Source organism: Arthrobacter sp. ZGTC412, assembly GCF_002929215.1.
Classification (GTDB): Bacteria; Actinomycetota; Actinomycetes; order Actinomycetales; family Micrococcaceae; genus Arthrobacter.
Genome location: NZ_PJII01000018.1, coordinates 20,968 through 42,525, shown reverse-complemented (window position 1 = coordinate 42,525; position 21,558 = coordinate 20,968). Strand labels below are relative to the sequence as shown.

General features: G+C 61.9%; 20 protein-coding genes and 1 pseudogene. 11 read left to right on the top strand and 10 right to left on the bottom strand.

Annotated features, from left to right (window positions below; all coding sequences use genetic code 11):
- Positions 1 to 58: 58 nt before the first annotated feature.
- Entirely contained in the window at positions 59 to 424 is a 366-nt protein-coding gene (locus CXQ88_RS17270) for a hypothetical protein (RefSeq protein WP_104045368.1), read from the bottom strand.
- Between the two features lie 339 nt (positions 425 to 763).
- Between CXQ88_RS17270 and CXQ88_RS17265 the strand changes: the two genes are divergently transcribed.
- A complete protein-coding gene (locus CXQ88_RS17265) occupies positions 764 to 997 on the top strand; it encodes a hypothetical protein (RefSeq protein WP_104045367.1) in 234 nt (77 codons plus the stop codon).
- Positions 998 to 1,449: 452 nt separating this feature from the next.
- Here the strand turns inward: CXQ88_RS17265 and CXQ88_RS17260 are convergent, their stop codons facing one another.
- Positions 1,450 to 1,878, bottom strand: a complete 429-nt coding sequence (locus tag CXQ88_RS17260) for a hypothetical protein (RefSeq protein WP_104045366.1) — start codon at positions 1,876 to 1,878, stop codon at positions 1,450 to 1,452.
- A 680-nt stretch (positions 1,879 to 2,558) separates the two neighbouring features.
- Here CXQ88_RS17260 and CXQ88_RS17250 point away from each other — a divergent pair.
- On the top strand, positions 2,559 to 2,861 hold the full coding sequence (locus tag CXQ88_RS17250; RefSeq protein ID WP_104045413.1) for a DUF4193 domain-containing protein: 303 nt from the start codon (positions 2,559 to 2,561) through the stop codon (positions 2,859 to 2,861).
- 49 nt (positions 2,862 to 2,910) lie between these two features.
- On the opposite strand, the gene CXQ88_RS22625 is transcribed toward CXQ88_RS17250, so the two are convergent.
- From CXQ88_RS22625 to CXQ88_RS17230, 4 genes are all read right to left on the bottom strand, one after another.
- A complete protein-coding gene (locus CXQ88_RS22625; RefSeq protein WP_306737081.1) occupies positions 2,911 to 3,186 on the bottom strand; it encodes an ANTAR domain-containing protein in 276 nt (91 codons plus the stop codon).
- A gap of 886 nt (positions 3,187 to 4,072) precedes the next feature.
- Positions 4,073 to 6,694: a GH32 C-terminal domain-containing protein gene (locus CXQ88_RS17240; RefSeq protein WP_258061965.1), complete on the bottom strand. Its 2,622-nt coding sequence runs from the start codon at positions 6,692 to 6,694 to the stop codon at positions 4,073 to 4,075.
- Between the two features lie 260 nt (positions 6,695 to 6,954).
- Positions 6,955 to 7,248, bottom strand: a complete 294-nt coding sequence (locus CXQ88_RS17235) for a putative quinol monooxygenase (RefSeq protein ID WP_104045363.1) — start codon at positions 7,246 to 7,248, stop codon at positions 6,955 to 6,957.
- 53 nt (positions 7,249 to 7,301) lie between these two features.
- Complete coding sequence (locus CXQ88_RS17230; protein ID WP_104045362.1) at positions 7,302 to 8,300, bottom strand: LacI family DNA-binding transcriptional regulator; 999 nt, start codon at positions 8,298 to 8,300, stop codon at positions 7,302 to 7,304.
- Positions 8,301 to 8,464: 164 nt separating this feature from the next.
- Between CXQ88_RS17230 and CXQ88_RS17225 the strand changes: the two genes are divergently transcribed.
- The 6 genes and pseudogenes from CXQ88_RS17225 to CXQ88_RS22165 all read left to right on the top strand — a co-directional run bounded on the left by CXQ88_RS17225 (position 8,465) and on the right by CXQ88_RS22165 (position 13,645).
- Entirely contained in the window at positions 8,465 to 9,583 is a 1,119-nt protein-coding gene (locus CXQ88_RS17225) for a substrate-binding domain-containing protein (RefSeq protein ID WP_104045361.1), read from the top strand.
- Positions 9,584 to 9,689: 106 nt separating this feature from the next.
- Positions 9,690 to 10,736: an ABC transporter permease gene (locus tag CXQ88_RS17220; RefSeq protein ID WP_104045360.1), complete on the top strand. Its 1,047-nt coding sequence runs from the start codon at positions 9,690 to 9,692 to the stop codon at positions 10,734 to 10,736.
- Positions 10,733 to 11,527, top strand: coding sequence for an ATP-binding cassette domain-containing protein (locus CXQ88_RS17215; RefSeq protein WP_104045359.1), 795 nt, complete (start codon positions 10,733 to 10,735; stop codon positions 11,525 to 11,527). The genes CXQ88_RS17220 and CXQ88_RS17215 overlap by 4 nt, the downstream gene beginning before the upstream one ends.
- A gap of 100 nt (positions 11,528 to 11,627) precedes the next feature.
- Positions 11,628 to 12,587 (top strand): carbohydrate kinase family protein, encoded by a 960-nt coding sequence (locus tag CXQ88_RS17210; RefSeq protein ID WP_104045358.1) that lies wholly within the window; start codon positions 11,628 to 11,630, stop codon positions 12,585 to 12,587.
- 375 nt (positions 12,588 to 12,962) lie between these two features.
- Positions 12,963 to 13,520, top strand: a pseudogene (locus CXQ88_RS22710) (phosphotransferase); the annotation flags it as partial.
- Complete coding sequence (locus CXQ88_RS22165) at positions 13,484 to 13,645, top strand: hypothetical protein (protein WP_219816351.1); 162 nt, start codon at positions 13,484 to 13,486, stop codon at positions 13,643 to 13,645. The pseudogene CXQ88_RS22710 and the gene CXQ88_RS22165, both read left to right, overlap by 37 nt.
- 514 nt (positions 13,646 to 14,159) lie before the next feature.
- Here CXQ88_RS22165 and CXQ88_RS17200 read toward each other — a convergent pair.
- Positions 14,160 to 15,461 carry an Nramp family divalent metal transporter gene (locus CXQ88_RS17200; protein ID WP_219816347.1) on the bottom strand — a complete coding sequence of 434 codons (1,302 nt, stop codon included), beginning with the start codon at positions 15,459 to 15,461 and terminating at the stop codon, positions 14,160 to 14,162.
- Between the two features lie 121 nt (positions 15,462 to 15,582).
- Positions 15,583 to 16,518, bottom strand: coding sequence for a dihydrodipicolinate synthase family protein (locus tag CXQ88_RS17195; RefSeq protein WP_104045357.1), 936 nt, complete (start codon positions 16,516 to 16,518; stop codon positions 15,583 to 15,585).
- Positions 16,519 to 16,684: 166 nt separating this feature from the next.
- Between CXQ88_RS17195 and CXQ88_RS17190 the strand changes: the two genes are divergently transcribed.
- The gene (locus CXQ88_RS17190; RefSeq protein ID WP_104045356.1) at positions 16,685 to 17,695 is read left to right on the top strand and encodes a LacI family DNA-binding transcriptional regulator; all 1,011 of its coding nucleotides are present in this window, start codon (positions 16,685 to 16,687) and stop codon (positions 17,693 to 17,695) included.
- A gap of 199 nt (positions 17,696 to 17,894) precedes the next feature.
- Here the strand turns inward: CXQ88_RS17190 and CXQ88_RS17185 are convergent, their stop codons facing one another.
- A complete protein-coding gene (locus CXQ88_RS17185) occupies positions 17,895 to 18,719 on the bottom strand; it encodes an alpha/beta fold hydrolase (RefSeq protein WP_104045355.1) in 825 nt (274 codons plus the stop codon).
- 824 nt (positions 18,720 to 19,543) lie between these two features.
- On the opposite strand from CXQ88_RS17185, the gene CXQ88_RS17180 reads away from it, so the two are divergent.
- Complete coding sequence (locus tag CXQ88_RS17180) at positions 19,544 to 19,801, top strand: hypothetical protein (protein ID WP_104045354.1); 258 nt, start codon at positions 19,544 to 19,546, stop codon at positions 19,799 to 19,801.
- 330 nt (positions 19,802 to 20,131) lie between these two features.
- On the opposite strand, the gene CXQ88_RS17175 is transcribed toward CXQ88_RS17180, so the two are convergent.
- The gene (locus CXQ88_RS17175) at positions 20,132 to 20,413 is read right to left on the bottom strand and encodes a DUF4193 domain-containing protein (protein ID WP_104045411.1); all 282 of its coding nucleotides are present in this window, start codon (positions 20,411 to 20,413) and stop codon (positions 20,132 to 20,134) included.
- A 271-nt stretch (positions 20,414 to 20,684) separates the two neighbouring features.
- Between CXQ88_RS17175 and CXQ88_RS17170 the strand changes: the two genes are divergently transcribed.
- Positions 20,685 to 21,272, top strand: a complete 588-nt coding sequence (locus CXQ88_RS17170) for an RBBP9/YdeN family alpha/beta hydrolase (RefSeq protein ID WP_104045353.1) — start codon at positions 20,685 to 20,687, stop codon at positions 21,270 to 21,272.
- Positions 21,273 to 21,558: the final 286 nt, after the last annotated feature.

The following is a 21,558-nucleotide window of genomic DNA, read 5'->3' as shown; positions in this document are numbered from 1 at the left end:
AAGGCAACACCGCCGTCTTTGCTAGTGCCCCGATTGAAAGCGGTGCCGCGCCACTCAGCTAGTCCTCCTTCACTTCTTCCAGGACCGCACGCGCAGCTGCCGCATCGTGAAGGTCTGGCAGGTACTTTTCCTGCTCTTCGAACTTGCGTCGGTAGAAGTCATGGGCGGCTTGTTTCGTGATCCCGAGGGCCTCGCCGATCTGGGTCCAGGTCGCGCCGGCCTCCCGGGCAGACTTGATAACGTACCACCGCCTGCCTGTGAGCAGCTCGACGGCTTTCGCGTTTGCCCGCAGCGCCTCCAGTGCTGCGACTTCCCTTACCTCCGCAAGGAACTGTGCTGCGGCCTCGCGCGCCTGGTCGCTGCCCGTGGCTGAGACTCCGCGCCACGTCTCGCCGCGGTTGAAGTCTTCCCAGACTTTGAGCAACTCATGGACATCACCGCCGTTGATAGCTTGCTCGACCGGCCCCGCGTCATCATGCTGAAGTCAAGTTAGCTTGACGCCAATCTGCGGGTCAAGTGAAGCTCGGGCATTCGTCCGGTCAACAGACTCAACTCGGGATTGCGTTCAAACCGGCCAGGGTGGCAATCAGATGATGCGGGATTCTTTCATCTACCGAGCGCGGTGGGCTGGACTCCGATAATCGTGATTCCGTCAAGCTGAGCAGGCCGCATCATCGAAGTCGGAAGTCTTGCTGCCGTGGCAGCCGGGCTCTAACGTAGCGAACCAGGCCAACTTTGGCCTGCACAGTTGGGGGAGAGCGTCATGGCGCACATCAATGCAGTACTGGCAGGACTGACGGCAGACGAACTGGAGGAGATCAGGGTACTTGGTCCCAAGGGACATCTGAGTCGGCATCTGATCGACGCACTAGACCGTGCCGCCGGAGGTCCGGATGCCGGGCGAGGATTTTACGTCCTGGACGGCACGGTTAACGGCAACGGTGGACAGTTCCAGGCCCCCCGACCGCCGACTGAGGAATCCCTCGCCGACAGGTAAAGAAAGGGACTCTTCAACCCTTCTCCCACCAAGGTTAAAAACGCCGATAGCGGATATTCCGTCAATCTACGGCGACGTCCGAACATGGCATAACAGCGGCCCGGGAAAACGCTCATTCCAGCTTTGCGTTCCGGAGGTACTGGTAGGTCACGCACCGCGCTGATTTTCGGTCTGGGATTGGGGCGGGCTGTTCTTATTTCCGATCGATTCGCCGGGCTTGCTGCTGGTGTTCCTCAAGCTTTGCTTCCGCGGCTCGGCGGCGATTTCCGATAGCGCGGGCCTGGGCAGCGGTGGGGTGGCGGTGCTCCCGTTCCCAGGAGTGGTCGTTGACTCCGGTCCTCACGATCGATCCCCATTCGGAGTGCTGTTGCCTTGATCCATGCGGTTTCCTTTTCGATTAGCCACGGCTGGACAGCCGCTGGTTCGTCAGGGGCGACTCCCTGTGGAGGTGCCTATTCGGGCACTTCGAGCCGGAACCCGCATTCACAATGCAGGACGCGGGTAGAGAGGTAGACATCCAGGGTGTCGTCGTCTGCTTCTTTTCGGGGCGGGGGTGCTGGGAACCGGCGCAGTTCAGATCCGGTTTTGGTCATTGGCCGTCCGCAGTGCAGGTATCGGGAGCCGAAGATCAGCACGTCTCCTGTCTGGTCAGTTCGTCCCAAAACTATTGACAGGTCAGCGACGCTGGCAGGATGTTCGCTGAAGAGGGTGCAGCGGTTACAGATGTAGGAAACCAGGACAACGTCGGCCGGGCGGTCGGGCAGATCGGCGACTGATCTGATCACGAGGTGCTGATCGGTGCCGCAGTGGGCGCACATTAGCGGCAGAATCCGGGGCAGGCCTCCGCCGTCGGGCCGGAAGCCCGGAGATTCCAGGGACATCAGCGGCCGATGGGGTAGCTGGTAAGGACGTCATCCTCGCGGCGCACCCATTGATGCACAACCTGCCGCGGGGGGCCGGGGCGTTGACGCGCATAGCCGGCTTGGAATGATTGGCCGGCCTCTAAGAGCGGTCGGGGCCAAGCCGTCGGTTGGTGGGCCCGGAAAGCGGCGTCGTGGAGGAGTGACGGGAAATCGGAGGTGGCCATCGCAGGCTCTTTCCTCTATGTGCGGGATGGCCGCCATGATGCTACAGCGGCGTAACCTCCTAACGCTGCACAACGTCCGGAGGTGCCCTGGAGAGTACGTTTCACAACCCCAAGGGCTTCTACGAGAAACTTATCTTCCACAGCCTCACCTTGTACAGAGCCTGGGAGACGCTGGTATGCGTGACGCAGCTCCCTGCCAGAGGCTCACCGGCCGACGCGCACGCCGTGCCGGACGTCGGATTCCAGCGGAAAGTTCTCGGGCCGGCCACTATGGCTAAAACCCCCGCGGTGGGGGAGGGGCTGTCCACTCCCACGGGCTCACCCGGGCGAAGAGGGCGCGTCCCTCGATGACGCTGCTTGGCTCATCGACGCCTCGTCCGGTCGTCTGGGCGGGAACACCGCGGTGATGGTGTGCGTTGCAGTCTCGTCAGAAAAGAACATCAGGCAACAACGCAAGAAATGAGAAGCACCGAAGTGGCAACCGACTACGACGAACTTCGTTCCGACGTCAAAGAATCCCAGGACCGTTCCCTTGAGGCGCTGCAGACTGCGAAAGCACCGGACGCCCGCAGCGTCGTCAGCGAACTCGATGAAGCCGATGCCCTCGACGAGGGGCTGACTCCAGGCGGAGAAATTGTCTCCGAAGAACTCATCGTTCAGGTCATCCCTCAGGCCGCAGACGAGTTCACCTGCTATTCCTGCTTTCTGGTACGACACCGGTCCCAACTTGCCCGCAAGAGCAACGGCCACTCGTACTGCATCGAGTGCGAAGGCTAAAGCGGCGCCGTCTGCAAGGAGGAGCTCTCGTTCGGGCTGTTGCTGTCAATCAGTCGAAATGGGTCCCCACGGTGTCTCCAGACAGGTTCTCGACCAGTTCGGTCGCTACGTCCCGCAACTTGCGGTTGCGGTTATTGGAGACCCTGGTGAGGATCTCCATCGCTTCTGCCTGCGAGCACCGGTTCTGCGCCATAATGACGCCACACGCCAGATTAATGGCAGTCCTGCCCTGCAGGGCTGCCTCCAGGTCTTCCACCCGCGTCATTGCCGTGCCGATGCGAACTGAAAGATGCAGTGTGTTGCGCGCCGTCGCGGCAAAGCCCAAGGCCCTGTCGTAAACGTTCGGAGTGAAAGCGCCGGGCGTGGAGGCGAAAAAGTTCAGGGCGGCGCTGGCATCGGCGCTGATGTCCAGGGGGCACCCCCAAGGAACTGTGCACGCCTGCCTCCGCGAACTTCCGGTTCACTTCCGGCCACCGCAAATCCAAAGAGACATCATCGATCAGCACTGGGGACATGTCCCTGAGCGCGCTCATGCAAGGGCCATCACCGACGGCCGGTTCCAAATTATCCAGCTCCACGGCCCGGGCGCTACTGCCCGCAGCAGTCACCGGACCGCGCCCGGTCTTGACGGTCACCGCACATTCGATCTCAGTGCAGGCAGCTTCAGATACCGCGGCAGCAGCAAGCTTAGAAAGCCCGGAGAGAAACTCTGAAGCATTCTCCGCACCCACAAGGACCTCTGAAGCTGGTCTACGAGGCTAGGTTCCGCTGAACTCGACATGCGCACATCCTACGCGGGGACCTCAAGGGGCTCGATGACGGCATTGAGGGTGACTATTGAGCCGTCCACGGCTGGGGACAATTCAGGTTATCCACCGCTTGTGATTGGGCCATAAGGGTAGCTCCATTGCAATAAAGGCGGTGGATAAACTACGAGGGTCGTCCCTGTTGTGAGCCGCGGCAGCTCACTGTCCACTGCACTTCTAGAAGCCAGATTAGAAAGTGCTCAACACATCACGACTCACCGACGTCAGGTTGGGGTGTGCCTCATGCTGACGGGAGTGAGGCGAAAAGGCCCGTCCCAAGTTATTGTGCTCCTGCCGACACATCGCAACATGCATGGGAAAAGCTGAAGGGACTGGGCCGGTGTGTTACCGAACCCAGTCCCTTCAGCTCCAGCTCGCAGGTGAGCTGGTCATATCGTGGCCGTTTTATTTCTTTTCTGGGAGGAACATTGCCTTTTCCAGCGGTGTCACGGTGAGTGATCTGAGCTGGGCGGTACCGCCTTCGGCGAAGAGGGCCATCTTGTCGGCTCCCGGGTTGGGGAATACCTGGTCAGTGATGGTCGTCAGGCCGTTCTGGGCGAACACCTCCACGGAGGAGCGGTCGAGGTAGATTCGCATGGTGACGTTGCCGTTTTTGTCCAGCGTGACGGGGGCGTCCTCGATGGATGCGAAGGCCGGGTGGAATGCGGTGTTGCCGGATTTTCTGCGGTCAACGAACATCTTGCCGGTCGTGGCATCGTAGCCGATGACGGTGGACGACTGTCCGTCGCCAAGGACGGTGATGCCGGATTTTGTTGCGGTCCCGGGGGCGAAGGTGATGTCCACCTGCTGCACCTGGCCTGCCGACTGTGCAGGCAGCGGGTGCGTGCCTGCTGAAATCGGGCCGCCCTTCTTATCGTTGTAGGTGACTTTCCCTCCCAATTTTTCGACTTGCTTTACGGCACTTTGGGTGAGGCGGGGACCGTCAGGGGTTTGGGTGAGTTTTACTTCGCGGGGGAGGGCCATGGCGCTGCGCCAGGGGCTGGTTGGGGTGTTGTTGGCGTAGTCCCAGTTGCTCATCCAGCCCAGCATGATCCGCTTGTCATCGGGCATGTTGGCGAAGGATACGGTGGCGTAGTAGTCCCGTCCGTAATCCAGCCAGTCATAGGCCTCCAACCGGGACGCCGCTGGCGTGGGGCTTGCGGTGAATTCGTCCGCGAGGATGTGCCCCCAGCCGAACCTGTTGTTATCGACAACCTTGATTTGTGCCTGCTGGCCAACGAATTCCTTGACATCCCATGATGCCCAGTCCAAGGTTTCACTGTCGTTGCCGGTGGCCGTACGGACCACCTGTCCGTTGACTACCAGGTTCACCGTTTCTTCATCGGACCTGGGAACAGCTGCGGTGTCGGTGAGCATGACGTGGTCAAGGGTCAGGTGTCCCCACCCGCCGGTAGCTTGGTCAACGATCCGCAGCTGGGCGTTTTGCCCGGCGTATTCGGAGACGTCCCAGCCTTTCCAGTTCAGCAATCCGCCGTTGGCGCCGGCCAGAGAGCGGACCACGTTGCCGTTGATGAGCAGTTCGACGGCGAGGGTTTGTCCGGAGTCCGCCGAGCGGTTGCCGCCACCGACCAACATGCTCATGAAATTCTTCGTGATGGGGAACTCGGGGGATGTCAGGGTACCTTGGCGGTCATCACCGGGCACGGTGCCGGTTTCGAAGGTGTTGATCCGTTTGGCGCCAATGTAATAGTCCCCACCGCTGGTGGCTGGCTGGTAATTGGGGGTCAGGTCTTCTGTGCCGGTCCAGCGGGCATCGGCCAGCGTCGTCCCCTCGGGAACCTCGAAGCCCTCAAACTTGAGCTCTCCCTCGGGCGGGTTATTGTCCAGCTTGTCCGAGACGTGGGGGTGCTTGCCTCCGCCCACGAGGAAGTTCAGGTAGTCGTCGCTCACGGTGAATGTGGGTGACTGCATGGAACCGAGGGGCCAGTCCCCATCATTGAAGGAGTTGATCAGTCCGCTGCCACCGAATCCGGTCACGGGGCTCTGGCCGGGCAGGGAGCCGGTCGCTGGGGCGTCACCGAAGGGGCCATTCTTCGAGTTGCCCGGTTCGTTGTTCAGTGTCCAGCCGTTGTAGGTTCCGTCGTTGAATCCGGCCAGGACTGTTCCGGCCGGTGCCGCAGTGGCTGGTTTGGTGGTTTCGGAGGTGAACGTGGTGCCGTCGAAGTTGCCCACGAAGTACTGGACGGCAGAGCCTCCAGCGACGCCGCCGGGGTTGATGCTGACTATCATGACCCATTTGACGTTGTTCGGGTCACCGTCAACAGCCAAGGGGAACAAGTCGGGGCATTCCCACTGCCCGCCGGTGGCGTTGGCGGGGCCGAAGTCGCTCAGGGCGGTCCAGTCCTTGAGGTTGTCGGACTTGTAGAGGACAACCTTGTGCTCCTGCGATTCCACCGCGGTCATGACCCAGTAGCCTCCGCCGGCCGGGTTGTCGTACCAGAAGACCTTCGGGTCACGGAAATTGGCTGAATTCCGGTTCAGCACCGGATTGCCGTCGTACTTGGTCCATGTCTGGCCGTCGTCCAGGCTGTAGGCCAGGGACTGGGCCTGCAGCCCGCGGTGCGGGGAAGCTTCCTTGTAAGCGCTGGTGTAGATGGCAATCAGGGGCGGGTTTTCCGCGGTGCCGAGTCCTGATGTGTTGTTTTTGTCCACGACGACGCTGCCGGAGAAAACATCTTCCTGGGCATCGGTGGAGATGGCCAGCGGCTGCTCTTCCCAGTGGACGAGGTCCTTGGACGTGGCGTGGCCCCAGGACATGTTCCCCCAGGTGTTCCCGGAAGGGTTGTGCTGGTAGTACATGTGGTAGACGCCCTTGTGGAATACGAGCCCGTTGGGGTCGTTCATCCAGTTCTTTTCCGGCGTGTAGTGGATGGCCGGCCGGTGCAGCTCATCCCCGAGTTCGGCGGCGGACGCGGGCATGGAGCCGGCCAGTGCAGCGGCGAGCGAGAGGCTGGCCAGTGTCAGTGCAGAGACGCTGCGCGTGCTCCGCATTGTGGATTGTTTCATGTTGCTTGTGTCGCCCTTCATTGCGCGTGTCTAGCCAGTAGACAACGTTGTCAGTCAATGCGTTGGACTCTAAGAGATGTCTATTGGACAAGTCAACGGTCATTTTGTGGCCGAATTCTTGAGTCTGATTGCGGTGCTGCGGCACGGGAACGACGACTGGCCCCGCGTCCGCAGGACGGGGGCTGAGGCGATTTAGATGGGCGGCCCTTGAGGGACAATCCCTGGGTGGCGCCTACCCTAGGGCCGCTGTTTTGGCTGGGCTAGAGGACCGGATTGAGCCAGGTCAGCTCCGAGGCGTCGCCTTCGATGTGGCGGGCCAGTTCATCGTTGAACCTGGCTCCGTAGTCGGCCGTGATGTGCTCCTGGAACGCGGCTTCATTCCGGTAGACCTCGAAGACGAAGTACTCCCGGGGATTCTCTTCACGGGTGTAGGGGAGAAACAGTTCGTTGCCTGGTTCATTCCGGACGTGCTGGGTCAATTCGACCATCATTTCGGCAACCCGGGCCTCACTGCCGGCTTTGACGGTGAACTCGGCATACAAGGTTTTGGTCATGATCTCTCTCTTCAGGTTGGTTTTGCAGAGTCGAAGTTCTTTTGGGAAGGGGGTTATGCCGGCGGGCGGATTTCGCCGGAGCCTCTTTGGATGAGCTCGGAGGGAACAATGTAGGTCCGGGGAGGTTGATCGTCGCCATCGATTCTGGCCAGAAGCCGTTCGGCCGACTTGATGCCGATCCGCTCCGGGTGTTGAGCGATGACAGTAACCCCGGGGTCCATCATGTCGGCAAGCGTGAAGTCGTCAAACCCGACAAGGGCAACGCGCTTGTGTACACCCAGCTCCTTCAGCGCGCGCATCGTTCCGAAGGTGACGAGGTTCTGGCTGGAGAAGATGGCCGTCGGAGGATCCTCGGAACTCAACAGTTCAAGGGCTGCCCGCCTCGCTGCTTCCTCATCATGAAGATTTTCCAGGACAGGTATGGCCGACGTGGGAAGTCCTGCCTTGCCGACCTCCTCGAGGAAGCCCCGGCGGCGCTCCTGCGCGGTCTGGATGTCTGTGCGGTCGCCCAGATAGGCCAGCTTGGTGTGGCCATGCGCCAACAGATGTGCCGCCGCTTTGCCAGCGCCCACTGCGTTGTCGGTGACGACAGCGTCAGCCTCCACCCCTACCGGTTCCCGGTCAATAAAGACCATGGGCAGGTTTCTGGAGTGCTCCGGGATCATGTATGCCTGGTTTTTAGCGATCGGCGTCAGGACAAGCCCGTCGACTCGCCTGCCCAGAAAAGCTGCGATGATGGCCTGCTCCCGCTGAGGGTCATCGTCGAGACTGGCGGCGAAAACGGCTATTCCCCGGGCGCCAAGCGCGTCCTCCATGGCCCGGTGTATCTCACCGCTGAACGGGTTGGAGACACTGGGTAGCAGGAGGCCAACGGAGAGGGTCCTTCTGCCCGCGCGGCGGAGGCTGCCGGCTGTGACGTCCAGATGGTAGTTGAGCTGCGCGATGGCATCGAGCACCTTTTGCCGGGTGGCCTCGGATACTCCGGCCTCGTCGTTGATCACCCGTGACACGGTCTTGATTCCGACACCCGCAAGTGCCGCGACGTGACGCATCGTGGGCCGCGTCGGGGACAGATGTGGCTGGTAACGATCAGACATCGTTGTCAAGAAAGTAGCTCCTTCTCGTTCTTTTCCTATTGACTCTAGCGTGTGATCCTGCTTACCTCGTTATGACATCGTTGTCGAGGCCATGGAGGCCTCAAACACCAGGAGATTCAATGTTGAGTTCCATAGCACCGCGTTCAACCGCCACCCGCCTCTTCGCAGCCGGGGCAGTCCTGACTTTGGGAATGCTCAGCCTTTCCGCTTGTGGGGGAAGTTCCACCGCGCCGGGTGCCAGCGAAGCCACGTCAGAGGAGAAGGTCGGCGTCTCCCTGATCGTCAAGACCACCACGAACCCGTTCTTTGTTTCGATGCAGGACGGTGCGAAAAAAGCCGCGGAGGCTGGCGGTGTTGATTTGAAGCTGGCGGCAGGCAAGGCTGATGGCGACGAGGATACGCAGATCCAGGCCATCGAAAACGCCATTTCCAAGGGCGACAAGGGCATCCTGATCACGCCCAACGGCCCCTCTGTGGTCGACGCGCTGAAGAAGGCGAAGGACGCTGGTCTGTTTGTTATTGCTTTGGACACCCCGCCGGACCCCGCCGACGCTGCAGACATTACGTTCGCCACCGACAACTTCGCCGCCGGCGAGCTGATCGGCAAATGGACCGCTGCTCAGTTGGGCGGCAAGAAGGCCACGATCGCCCTCGTTGACCTCTTCGACGACAAAATTGTCTCCGTTGACTACAACCGGGACCAGGGCTTCCTGACCGGCCTGGGCATCGACACTGCGGACAAGAAGAAGAACGGCGATGAGGCCAAGACCGGAAAGTACACCGGCGGCAAGGGCGGCGACTACGAAATCGTCGGTAACCAGGCCTCGCAGGGCAACGAGGACGGCGGCCGGACGGCAATGGAAACCCTCCTATCGAGCAATCCCGACATCAACGTCATCTACACCATCAATGAACCTGCGGCAGCGGGAGCCTTCGAGGCCCTGAAGTCAGCCGGCAAGGACAAAGATGTGCTGGTCGTTTCGATCGACGGCGGCTGCACCGGCGTAAACAACGTCAAGTCCGGCGTCATCGGTGCCACTGCCCAGCAGTACCCGGTCAAGATGGCCGAACTCGGCGTGAAGGCAATCGTGGACCTCGCCAAGACCGGTGAAAAGCCCGCCAACTCCCCGGGCCTGGACTTCTACAACACCGGTGTCGAACTTGTCACGGACAAGCCGGCGGACGGCATCAAGAGCATCACCACCACCGAAGCTTCCGAAATCTGCTGGGGTAAGTAAAACCCCGGCCATGCGCCCGGGGAGGCCGCACCGCTGTGGCCTCCCCGGAGCACAACCCCCGCGTTAGCCACGCGCCAGCAACCATCACCACAGATCAGGACCAATCGTGACCCAGCAACAGACCGCCGGCCCGCCCAGCGCCGGGCATGCCGACCTGGCGGAGGAATTCCTTGACCGCCAGACACCGCTCAGCCGGATACGCAATATCCTCCACCGTTACCCCGCCGTCAGCCCCGCCCTTGTCCTTCTCGTCGCGGTGGTCGTGTTCGGCCTGCTCAATGACAGGTTCCTGCGAGTTGAGAATCTCTCGCTGATTACCCAGCAGGTTTCGGTCGTCGGCACCCTGGCCATCGCCCAGACGCTCATTATCCTCACGGCCGGCATCGACCTGTCCGTCGGGGCCGTCATGATCCTCTCCTCCATGGTTGTGGCCCAGCTCGCCGTCAACAACGGAATGCCAGCACCTGTTGCCCTGCTCTCCGGCCTGGTCGTCGGACTGGCAGCAGGAGCACTCAACGGATTCTTGGTCACCAGGTTCCGGCTCCCACCCTTCATCGTCACCTTGGGCACACTTAACATTTTCATCGCCCTGACACTGCTCTACTCCAACGGGGCGACAGTGCGCGGCTCGGCCATGCCGGGCTTGCTCACCTGGACCGGAACTACATTCCCTGTGGGCCCGGTCAGGATCTCCACAGGCGTCGTCGTGATGCTGCTGCTCTATATCGCCATCGCATTCATCCTCGGTAAAACCGCCTGGGGCCGGCATGTCTACGCCGTGGGCGATGACAAGGAAGCCGCCCGCCTGGCAGGCATCGCAGTGAACAAAGTCCTTATGAGTGTCTACCTCGCCGCCGGGGCCGTCCTGGCCATCGGCGCCTGGATCCAGATCGGCCGCACCAACGCCGCGAGCCCCAACGCCGGCGTAGACCTGAACCTCGACTCCATCACCGCGGTCGTCATCGGCGGAACCAGCCTCTTCGGCGGACGCGGCTCCGTCTGGGGAACCCTTCTGGGCGCCCTGATCGTCGGCGTGTTCCGCAACGGGCTCTCCCTCGCCGGGCTGGATGTGCTCTACCAGACCCTCGCCGTGGGCGTCCTGATCATCCTCGCTGTGTCCATCGACCAGTGGATCCGAAAGGTCAAGTCATGACCATGACAGAATCAGCAGCCCCCCGCACCGCCACCCGCGAGCCCATCCTGAAAGCCAGGAACCTCGTCAAGACCTTCGGCCGCGTCGTCGGCCTGGACGGTGTCAGCCTCGATCTGTACCCGGGCGAAGTCCTGGCGATCATCGGCGACAACGGTGCAGGCAAATCAACACTGATCAAATGTCTCACCGGAGCAGAAGTCCCGGATTCGGGCGAGCTCTTCGTATCAGGACAGCCGGTGCATTTCAAACGGCCGCAGGATGCTCGTGTCCACGGCATCGAGACGGTGTACCAGAACCTCGCGGTGTCGCCGGCACTGGACGTGGCTTCGAACCTGTTCCTGGGCCGTGAGGAAAGGCGCGCAGGACTCCTCGGGAGCGTGTTCCGGATGCTTGACACCAAAGGCATGCGCACGAAGGCCAAGGACGAGCTGACCCGGCTCGGCATCTCCACACTCCAGGACGTCACCGTCCCGGTGGAGAACCTGTCCGGCGGCCAGCGCCAGGCCGTCGCCGTAGCCCGTGCGGCGGCGTTCGGTTCGAAGGTCGTCGTGCTGGATGAGCCGACGGCGGCACTTGGCGTGCGCGAATCCAACCAGGTCCTGCAGCTTGTCCGCGACCTCCGGGACCGCGGCCTGCCAGTGATCCTGATCAGCCACAATATGCCCCACGTGTTCGACGTCGCCGACCGGATCCACATCCAGCGCCTCGGCAAGTGCGCGGCCACGATTACGCCGCAATCACACAACATGACCGACGCAGTTGCGATCATGACCGGTGCAGCCACGGCCTGAAACTGCTTGCCCCATGTCAGTCCGCGCACCGGGATTACCGGTCCGCGGACTGACGTGGCTGGAACATGCCCCAGCATCACCTCCCCCGAAGAGACAGACCATGGATTACCTCAAAACAGCCCGGCATGACGCTCACCAAACCCTTGACGTCATGGTCGTCGGCGAAGCGCTGACGGACGTGGTTACAACCCCGCACGGACGGGCGGAACACCCGGGCGGCTCGCCGGCCAATGTCGCCTATGGGCTTGGCCGTCTCGGCATAACCACTGGCCTGCTCACGGCCATCGCACCCGACGCCCGGGGGATTGCCATAGAAAACCATCTCCGCAGCGCAGGAGTTACACTCCTGCCCGGGTCAAAATCCCTCGCCCGGACAGCATCGGCAACAGCAACCCTTGCACCGGACGGATCCGCTAAGTACGACTTCGACATCTCCTGGGACCTTGCCCCAGCAGTCCCCGCTCACTTCCCGAAAATACTGCACACCGGATCCATCGCCACGTTCCTCAGCCCGGGCGCCAGTACCGTGAAGTCTCTGCTCGAACAGGCGCACAGACACTGCATGATCACGTACGACCCCAACATCCGGCCAGCCCTGCTCGGCAGCCACACGCAAGCGAAATCCATCTTCGAAGAGCTCGTGGCCCTAACCGACGTCGTCAAACTCAGCGACGAGGACGCCCAGTGGCTGTACCCCCGAAAAAGCGTGGACGAAACCGCCGCTCACATCCTCGGGCTGGGCACCAGGCTGACCGTCATTACCAAGGGCGCCGAAGGCTCACAATTCACCACCTCCGCCGCCAACATCAGCATCCCTGGCGTGAAAACCAAAGTTGCAGACACCATCGGCGCAGGTGACTCCTACATGTCCGCCCTGATCCTGGGATTCCTCACCCGAGGAACCGAAGGCTTCGCCCCGGCTGTTCTGGAGCAGCTAGGACACACCGCAGCCGCAGCGGCAGCCATCACAGTACAGCGCTCCGGAGCGAACCCCCCGACCCTGGAAGAACTCAAAGTGGCAATCGAAGCACATGCCGCCGCCCATTACGCGGGAGCCTAAGGCACCTCACCCAGCACCCCCCACAATGGGCACCTGGCCGGTACCGAGCCGTTCTCGGCTTAGCGCCGCCGATAACGGGGCGGCAGTCTGCCCGGTGGTCGCCCGCGGTTCTGATCGGGGCGACTCTGTTTTAGTGATTGGGTTATGGCATGGCCGGGACGCACGAACCGATGCTGGAGATGCTGTGGGAAACCAGCGACGCCATCGACGCACTCGAAACGCGGTTCGGCTTCAGCGACGGCGCTACGGCCGGTCGCTGGGTCGCCGCCATGGTGGACGAGCAGTGGGGCGATCAGGTTGATTCGTGCGACCGGATCGTGATCAGCGACCGCAACGCGTTGGCCTGGGTCGGTACGTCGTCCGGCCTGGCTTGGCCAGACGGGCTTGCCGGTCTCGGCGCCGGTTGCCACATTGGACGGCCGTCTTCAGGTCGAAGCAGACGGTGTATCGATGGGCCTGCAGCGTCAGATCGACGGCCTCTTGGACATCACCGATCCCGGTCAGGTCCGGATGGCTGGGGCCGTCCTGGCTCAGGTGCACGACGCGCTGGCGGTCTATCCTGAGGCTGATAGCGCCCTAGGGCTGGACCACCCGTCCAACCCTTTGGCGGAGAAGATCAACGGCTGGCTCGATTCCTGCCCCGGCCACGTGCCAGCCGCAGCGCAGGATGCTTTGCGGCGTCTGGTCGCTGACGCGGATCCAGACCCGCTGCCGACACAGCTCGTTCACGGCGACTACCGGTCCGCAAATATCTTGGTTGCGGACCCGGCGTCGCCGCTGTCATCGATTTCGAGGAGGCCCGATTCGATCATGGGATCGACGAGTTGGCGCGATCGGCGGTCATGCTCGGAACCCGTTTTCGGGACTGGGGGCCTGTATCGCCTGAGGTCCGGAGCGTGTTCCTCGACGGATATCAGTCCGAGCGCCGCATGACTGCAGCGGAGGCGAGCTGGTGGGACGCCCTCGTGTTCTGGTACTCCCTGATGCTGACACCGGCCGGTGATGGCCCGACCGGATGGGGCCAAGCGGCACTGGACCAGCTGGGGGAGCTCAGTTAGGACGACGGCGCGGGCTGGGAATAGTCGCTTCAGATGCAACCACCCCCGTTGCTTCAAACGCCGATAACGGCCTTCCGTCAACCTGCTCAGACTCTGACTTGCCCTGGTTCCCTGCCACGCTTGCCCGAACTAGGGTGACCTTGGGCCATCCATGACTGGGGTCAATTCGGGTTATCCACGGCTGAAATTGGGGGCCGTTGGGGTAACTCCCACGCAGCAGTAGCAGTGGATAACCCTACGAGAGTTGTCCCCGGCTGTGGGCGGCAGCGGGCTTATCCACCTCGGAGCGGCAACCAATCGCAACTGAACCTGTGAGCCATAAAAGGATCTGTTCCACGCGTCACTCGCTTTCCTGCAGCGACTGTTAACAGTCCAAGCATCAGTTTTGGGTGTAGGTCTTGCTGACGTGAGTTGACCAGCTATACATCTAGGGCAGAGCGGTGAATCGCGGCGATACGTGGGCAACAAAGTAGTGCCCCCACCTACGGGTGGGGGCACTACTTTGTTGCAGTGTTTAGCCGAACAGTGTGGTAATCAGCCGGATGGACAGAGCGATGATGGCGAGGAGGCCGATGGCTCCAAAGAGGTTGTGCCACCACTTGTTGCGTAGGTCTCCCATGAGGGCGGTTTTATTGGCCATGGTGACGATCAGGACCCCGAGCAGGGGTGCGATGAGGACTGTCAGGGACTGTGCGATGACGATCAGTCCGACGGGGGAGGACTGGAATGAGAGGGTGATGATCAGGCCGAAGGCCAGGATCATGCCGGTGAAGATGCGGGCTGCGGGGGACCCTGCTTTGGAGCCGCGGCCGATGGCGTCGGAGAGCATGGTGCCGCCTGCGGTGGCGTTGGCAATCATGGAGGAGAACGCTGCGCCGGAGAGTCCCAGGGCGAACACCATGGCTCCGGTGGGGCCTGCCAACGGGGTGAAGACGGAGGCCAGGGCGTTGATGGTCCCTGCTTCGGCCCCGGTCTTGCCGAGTACGGCGGCGGCGACCATGATGACGAGCGCCGTCATGATGCCGGGTGCGACGATGCCGGGAATGGTGTCGACGAGGGTGATGTCCTTGTAGTCAGCGCGGGTGCGGCGGTGTTCCTTGATGCCGTAGGAGGTGTAGAAGGCGGCGTTGATGGAGAAGTTGGTGCCGACCAGGGCCACGATGAGAATCTCACTTCCGGCCGGCAGGCTCGGAACCATGCCTGCCATGGATCGGTACCAGTCCGGTTGGGCAACGACGGTGCTGGCGATGAAGGCTAGGCCCATGAGCACGACGATGACTAGGAGCGCTTTTTCAACGATGCCATAGACGTTTTTGAAGGCCAGGACGATGCCGACGGCGATGGTGCAGACCACGGTCCAGAGGACTGGGGAGCCGCCGAAGATCAAAGACAGGCCGAGTCCGGAGCCCACGGCGTTGCCGACGGAGAACATGAGGGTGATGCCGAAGACGCCGAAGCCTGCGAGAAGACCGACCCATTTGCCGAGGTGTTCCTTTATCGAGGTGATCAGGGATACGGGCGTTGCAATGCCGAGGCGGACGCTCATGTCGGTGAAGAAAATCATGAGGATCGTTGATACGGCGATGACCCAGACGAGGGTGTAGTCGAACCGGCTTCCGGCCTGCACGGCGGTGGTGAGGTTTCCGGGGCCGAACTGCCAGGCTCCGACGACGAAGGCCGGGCCCATGAGGGCAAGGTAGCCCAGGAAGGTGCGGCGCTTTTTAGTGCTGCCTTCGGCCTGGTGTTCTTGCTGGGTTGCCATCTGGTCTTCCCTGGCTCCGGGGTGGGTGATGGTCTTATTCTGCTGCTCGCGCATTGGCGAGTCCTCCTTATACAGCGACATTGCTGGGTCGTCGATGACCGGGGTGGAGAGTAAAGAGATGGGCACAGGTGGCGGGCGGTGGCCCGCCACCCGTGAGGATCCGGGGAAGAAGGGATCAGGCGCTGACGGTGACCTTGCCGATGTTTGCGGCAGCGAAGGCTTCCGCAATCTCGGTATCGGCGCCCTCGGGCAGAGGCAGGAGCGGGGTGCGCACCGTGGCGTGGTCCAGAATGCCGCGGTTCACAAGGCCCCACTTCAAGGCGACGGTGCCCTCCATGTGAGAACCGCGGTGGTAAACGTTCTTGGTCACCGGGAGCAGCCGCTCGTGGATGGCGTGTGCACGCGGGTAGTCCTGCGCCTTGCCGGCCTCGATCAGTTCGACGAGCAGTTCGGGGGCGATGTTGCCGTAGCCGACGAGCAAACCGTCGACATCGAACATCGTCGGCAGCAGGTACTCGTCATGGCAGGACAGCACCTGCAAGTCGGGGTACGCGGCACGCAGCGCGGGGATCTCGGTGTACCAACGGCGCATGTTCCGGACACCGTTCTTCGTGGCAAAGACACCCTCCTGGCCCGCGATCTCCAGCTGGGTATCGAGGTCGTAGGTCGCCTTAGTGTTGTCGGGGTACTGGAACAGGATCAGCGGCAGACCGGACTCTTCATAGATCTCCTGGTAGCGCGACTGGGGCGCGCCGTTCTGGTATCCGAAGCGCAGCCACCCGTGCGAGGGGTAGACGAGACCAGCTGACGCGCCGGCCTCGACGGCCTTCTTTGCCTCGAGGGCCGCCGTCTTGTTGCCTTCTTTGGTAATGCCCGCCACGACCGGCACACGGCCGTCGGTCGACGCTACGAACGCGCGGATAACGTCCAGCTGCTCCTCTTCGGTGAGGAACGTGCCTTCGCCGGCGTGCCCCAGGACGACGAGGCTCTTCACGCCCTCAATCGATCCGAGCCACGAACCCAAACGCTGGATCGCAGCGAAGTCGACAGCGCCGTCTTCGGTGAACGGGGTGACAGGTGCGGGGCTAAGTCCGCGGAGATCGAGTGTCATTACAGCTACCTCTTGTCTTCATTGATTGTCGGCAACCCCGCTACTATGAGAACGTTTGCGGGAACGTTTTCAAGTTTGCACGTGTCGCAGCTCACTGTCAAGAGAACGTTTGCAAGTCAGGAGGATTAGAGTGTCTGTACCACCTCTGCTGACCAGGAGAACCCCCATGGAACCGGCCGCCCCCGGCAACGTTGTCACCCTTAAGGACGTCGCAGCAGCCAGTGGCGTGAGCATCTCCACGGCCAGCCGCGCCCTCGATGAACGGACCATCTCCCGGTCCGCGGCCGCAGCGAACGTCCGGAAGGTAGCCGAGGAGCTCGGGTACCGGAGGAACTCCTTCGCCTCAAGCCTGCGCCGCGGTGAGACCCGGACCTTGGGCGTCCTGGTCCCGCGCCTGAGCGACACCGTGATGGCCCTAATGTTTGAAGAACTCGAAAAGGCTGCCTCCTCCCGCGGCTACTTCGCCATGGTCGCCACCAGCGGAGACGACCCTGACGAGGAACGCAGCGCAGCTGAAACCCTGCTCGACCGCAACGTTGACGGATTGATCCTGGCAACGGCCCGGCTCGACGACGAACTCCCCCGGCTCCTGCGTGAACGCCGGGTAGCACATGCACTGGTACTGCGTACCGACGGCATCAGCCCATCAGCACTCGGAGATGACGAAGTGGGCGGCTACCTGGCCGTGCGCCACCTCATTGACCTCGGCCACCGCGACATCGCCGTAGTCACCGGCCCTGACTTCACATCCTCGGGGAAAGCCCGTCTCGCCGGGGCCCGCAGAGCCATGGAAGAAGCCGACATCAACGCGCCTGACGAATGGCTTATCGCCGCGGGCTACGGCATCGAAAACGGTTACACCGCCGGTGAAACACTCCTCGGCGCCAGCCACCGCCCCACAGCGATCTTCGCAGCAAACGACAACATCGCCATGGGTGTTATGGCTGCAGCCCATCGCAACGGCATCACCATCCCCGATGACCTCGCACTGGTCGGGTACAACGACACACCCCTATCGGCGCGGCTGCCCACACCCCTAAGCTCGGTCCACGTTCCCCTGGACCAAATCGCCGCCACCGCCATCGATCTCATCGTCAATCCGGGCACGGAACCCCTCATCAGGCGGTCCATGCCGACCCTCATCCCCCGCCAATCCAGCGGAACACCCAAGCACTAGTCCACAGCTCTCGGGTGATGAACTGTCGGGTTGGGGTGTTCCCTATTCGAACGTCGGTTGTCCCAGTACTAGAAATGGCGTGCCCCTCTTGGGCTTTGCGCGCTCTTGTAGCGCGGCGCCCGTTTAGGGTTGCTGATAGATCCTTGGCTTGATGAAAGAAGGCTTCAAAGTCGAGCGGGGGAGGGGCCGGCGGCGCCTGTCACGAGCGGGTGTCGAGGTAGTGCAGAATCGCCCGGGCGGTTTCCTCCGGAGCGCTGACGTGGGGGCAGTGCCCGGTGGCCTGAAGCTGCACCAAGGTGCTGTGTTCCAGATTCTTGTGCAGGTAGGCGCCCACTTCCGGCGGGGCAAGCCGATCGTGGGAGCACTGCAGTATCAGGGAGCTGGTGCGCAACTTTTTCAGTTCAGGGCGGGTGTCGGAAAAAAAGGTTACCCCGGCGAAGTGCCGTGCGATGGACGGATTGGTCCGGCAGAAGCTGACGCGAAGGTCCTCCGCTAATTCCGGCTCCTGCGGGTTGCCCATAACCAGGGGCGCCAAGGCCGCGGCCCAGGCGAAATAGTTGCTGTCCAGAGATGCCAGCAGGGCCTCGATGTCTTCCCGCGAGAACCCGCCCACGTAGCCGTCGTACGGGTCATCCGTATGACGGGGTGAAGGAGCAAGCAGGATCAGGTGCGAGAAACGGTTGGGGTCCTGCACTGCGGCGATCACGGCGATCATCGTGCTGACACTGTGGCCCACCAGGATGACGTCCTCAAGTTCAAGGGCGGCGCAAATCTCCAGCAGGTCCGACGCGTACCCATCCAGGGACCCGTACTTCTCCCAGTCATAGGCGCTGATGTCGGAGTGCCCTGCACCAACATGGTCAAAAAGCACCAGCCGGTAATTATCAACGAAATAGGGCAGCAGCTTCCGCCACATAGCCTGATCGCAGCCAAAACCGTGGGCAAACATCATCACAGGCCCATCATCCCGGCCGAATATGGTGACGTTGTTCCGGCCGATTACCGCAGCAACTGCTTCGATCACGTTCTCACTGACCCTCGCGTAGAGTTGCGTCCTGTCCCAGACTATCCACGGGAAATAGAGAATCCTAGGGATCCTCCCACTATGACCTTACGGGTGACGTCGATTCAGCCCGCTCCATGCGACGCGGCTTACGCGGCTCTTCCGACAGGGACCACGATCGCGATCAGAGCGTTGTCGGCCAGGATCTGGGCGTACCAAACCGGCTACGCTTATTCAAGGAAGTGTTGGCGCGCGTCCGACCGACTCATCCTGCGCATGAGTACATAGCAGAGCACCACCGCCTGTCCGTCACCTCTGCTGCCAAGTTGCTACCCATCCGCCAGGAAAACGGACTAGCCCACCCGACGTCGAACCCGACCGGTTCGGCCGCGACATGGTCGCAATTTGGGAGGGGCCCCAAGCCCAGTGGCTAGTCAACCGGGACTCCGACCTCGTAAAGCTGTGGGCAACACCTTCCGTTTACGGACACGCCCGGATGCGACGTCGTCAGGGAAACATCTCCTGTTCAAATCTCAAATGGCCGTAGCCCCGCTGTCGGCGATCCCAAAGAGGATGGGTCTCTCGAACCTCCCCGTTTGCAGCTCGTTCAAGGGCAGGCAAGCTCAGCACACATCGCCAACACAATTCACCGTCAGCGGGTTGTCCTCAGAATGGGCCCCGGGCCTGCTCCGTGGGTCGCTGCCGGCGCCAACGCGTGTAGTGCCTGCCGCTGTGGGTATGGCATCGACGTCCTACTGACACGGCAGCGCGCTCCAGATAAATTTCTGGTAGGGCGGGCCGAAGGGGTCCTCGCTCATGAGGCGTTGATGAAAGAGAGGTCCGCCATGAATCAATCGCACTTTGAACGATTCCTCACCCACGCGGTCACTGAGGAAAGTGACAGCGAAGCAGGCCTCACACTTGACGAACTTTACGGGGTTTACACCAGCTGGTGCCTGCTGAACAAAGAACAGCCGCAGGCCCCTGAGGCCCTGTGGCAGGCACTCAAAGCCCACAGAATTCGGCCCGAACACAACCACCTGGTGATGAAAGGCCCGGCCGCCGCGGACTACATCATCGCCAGCGCCCCTGACGTTGTCTGACCGACCAAGAGTCGATGCCGGAAGTCCAACCCGACAAGCCACGGAACCTGTCAACGGGCGCACCCGGCCCGCCGGGCACTTCACTTGCCGGAGCTCCGGTCACTGGCTGTTGACCGAAGCTCCGCCCCATTGTGCGTCCGGCAAGCTTGGCAATGGCTGGGTGTCGTCGGCACACTGCCGGCAATGTCCGTACGCGACCGGGCGGCTGGACGCAGGATCCTTCAGGCCTGGAAGCACAAGAGCTTCGCGGCAGGGGGACGAGGCCGCCCACGACGTCCTCCAGCCATGGCATCCTAATCGAGGAATGTCCTAGCTTTCGCACTCGATGCGTTAAGCGTGGCCGCTGCTTTCGCGGGCGATCTGGGACCTGTGGCGGACGAGGAAACAGGAATAACAGGTGAACTCATCCGCGGCCTGCGGAATTACCTGAACGATGAGCTCTTCGGCGACAATCTCCCCGCCGGGGGTGAGACCTTCATCGAGGGCGTCGGCTTCATCCAGTTCGTTGACGACGCTGCGGGCATCCGGGGCGCTCGCTGACTGCAATGCCTCAAGGGAGCGTTCCTGAGATTCCTTGACGTCCGAACGGACTTCGTCGTAATCGGTTGCCACTTTGGCGATTCTCATTTCTGACGTTCTTCGTTCTTCTTCCTGACGACACTGAAACGTACCCCAGGCGCTGTTGTTCCCGCTGTACGGGGGCATCGACCAGGCCTTCCCCGCCTACTTTCGAGCGTCGATAACGGCTGGTTGCTGGTGCCCGGCGGCTGTTGGCCAGTTGGACAGGTGGTCCGCGTCCATATCCAGCCCGGTGCCACCCTACTGTGGCGGTATTCGCTCTGACACGGCTGTCGCACCAGCGGATCCTTTAGAGTCTTTGAGTATGAACGTAACAGCCAGTAACGTCCCGGTTCGACCCGTGCAGCGGGTTGTCATTGTCCACGGGTACGAGGCTTCGCCGGATGCGAACTGGTTCCCTTGGCTTCAAAACGCCCTCGAAGCTGAAGGCATAGCCGTCACAGTCGTTCCCCTCCCCGCACCGGACGATCCTGAGGAAGCAGCGTGGGAGGACGCGGTCAGCGTGGCACTCAAAGTGCCCGATGCGGCAACGGTGATTGTGGCGCATTCCCTCGGTGTGGTCACTGTCCTACGAGTACTCGCGGCGTTGCCGGAGCCATGGGGACTGGGCGGTCTTGTGTTGGTAGCCGGTTTCACTGAACCACTGGAGGCATTGCCGGAACTCGATGGTTTCCTCGCAACTGACGTTGACGTTGAACGGGTAGCGACGAGCATTGGGGATCGAACAGTGATCCGCTCCGACACAGATCCTTTCGTGCCGCCGGCAGCATCCGATGACCTGGCCAAGCGCTTGGACGCAGGATTGCAGGTTCATCCCGGAGCAGGACATTTCATGACAGAAGACGGCGTCACAAGCCTGCCGGCTCTGCTTGACCTGATCCTGTCCAGATAGCGCTGCTCCCCGCAAGTAGCACGTCCCCAGTAAGTGCTTGGACTACTCATTGCCAGCTACGGTGGGCAGCCATACTCGGCGGCACTGGTGTGTGCCTAGGCGCGGATGCCCGGTTCCGCGGGCTTGCCCGTCTCAGTTGGCTCAGGTGTGGCACAGACCCTCTGGTACTTGAGCGTGAGGTCAGAAACTACCAGGCCCTGGAGCGGATCCTCAAGGCCGTGCCGGGGCGGTTCTCCTCCTTCAGGGGTTCGCTGGACGGCCGTGACAAGGGTATTGGCACGACGGA

Coding starts and splice junctions, on each gene's coding strand:
- CXQ88_RS17265 (WP_104045367.1), top strand. CDS start 764: ATGGCGCACATCAATGCAGTACTGGCAGGACTGACGGCAGACGAACTG.
- CXQ88_RS17260 (WP_104045366.1), bottom strand. CDS start 1,878: ATGTCCCTGGAATCTCCGGGCTTCCGGCCCGACGGCGGAGGCCTGCCC.
- CXQ88_RS17240 (WP_258061965.1), bottom strand. CDS start 6,694: ATGAAACAATCCACAATGCGGAGCACGCGCAGCGTCTCTGCACTGACA.
- CXQ88_RS17235 (WP_104045363.1), bottom strand. CDS start 7,248: ATGACCAAAACCTTGTATGCCGAGTTCACCGTCAAAGCCGGCAGTGAG.
- CXQ88_RS17230 (WP_104045362.1), bottom strand. CDS start 8,300: ATGCGTCACGTCGCGGCACTTGCGGGTGTCGGAATCAAGACCGTGTCA.
- CXQ88_RS17225 (WP_104045361.1), top strand. CDS start 8,465: ATGTTGAGTTCCATAGCACCGCGTTCAACCGCCACCCGCCTCTTCGCA.
- CXQ88_RS17215 (WP_104045359.1), top strand. CDS start 10,733: ATGACCATGACAGAATCAGCAGCCCCCCGCACCGCCACCCGCGAGCCC.
- CXQ88_RS17210 (WP_104045358.1), top strand. CDS start 11,628: ATGGATTACCTCAAAACAGCCCGGCATGACGCTCACCAAACCCTTGAC.
- CXQ88_RS17200 (WP_219816347.1), bottom strand. CDS start 15,461: ATGCGCGAGCAGCAGAATAAGACCATCACCCACCCCGGAGCCAGGGAA.
- CXQ88_RS17195 (WP_104045357.1), bottom strand. CDS start 16,518: ATGACACTCGATCTCCGCGGACTTAGCCCCGCACCTGTCACCCCGTTC.
- CXQ88_RS17190 (WP_104045356.1), top strand. CDS start 16,685: ATGGAACCGGCCGCCCCCGGCAACGTTGTCACCCTTAAGGACGTCGCA.
- CXQ88_RS17180 (WP_104045354.1), top strand. CDS start 19,544: ATGAATCAATCGCACTTTGAACGATTCCTCACCCACGCGGTCACTGAG.
- CXQ88_RS17170 (WP_104045353.1), top strand. CDS start 20,685: ATGAACGTAACAGCCAGTAACGTCCCGGTTCGACCCGTGCAGCGGGTT.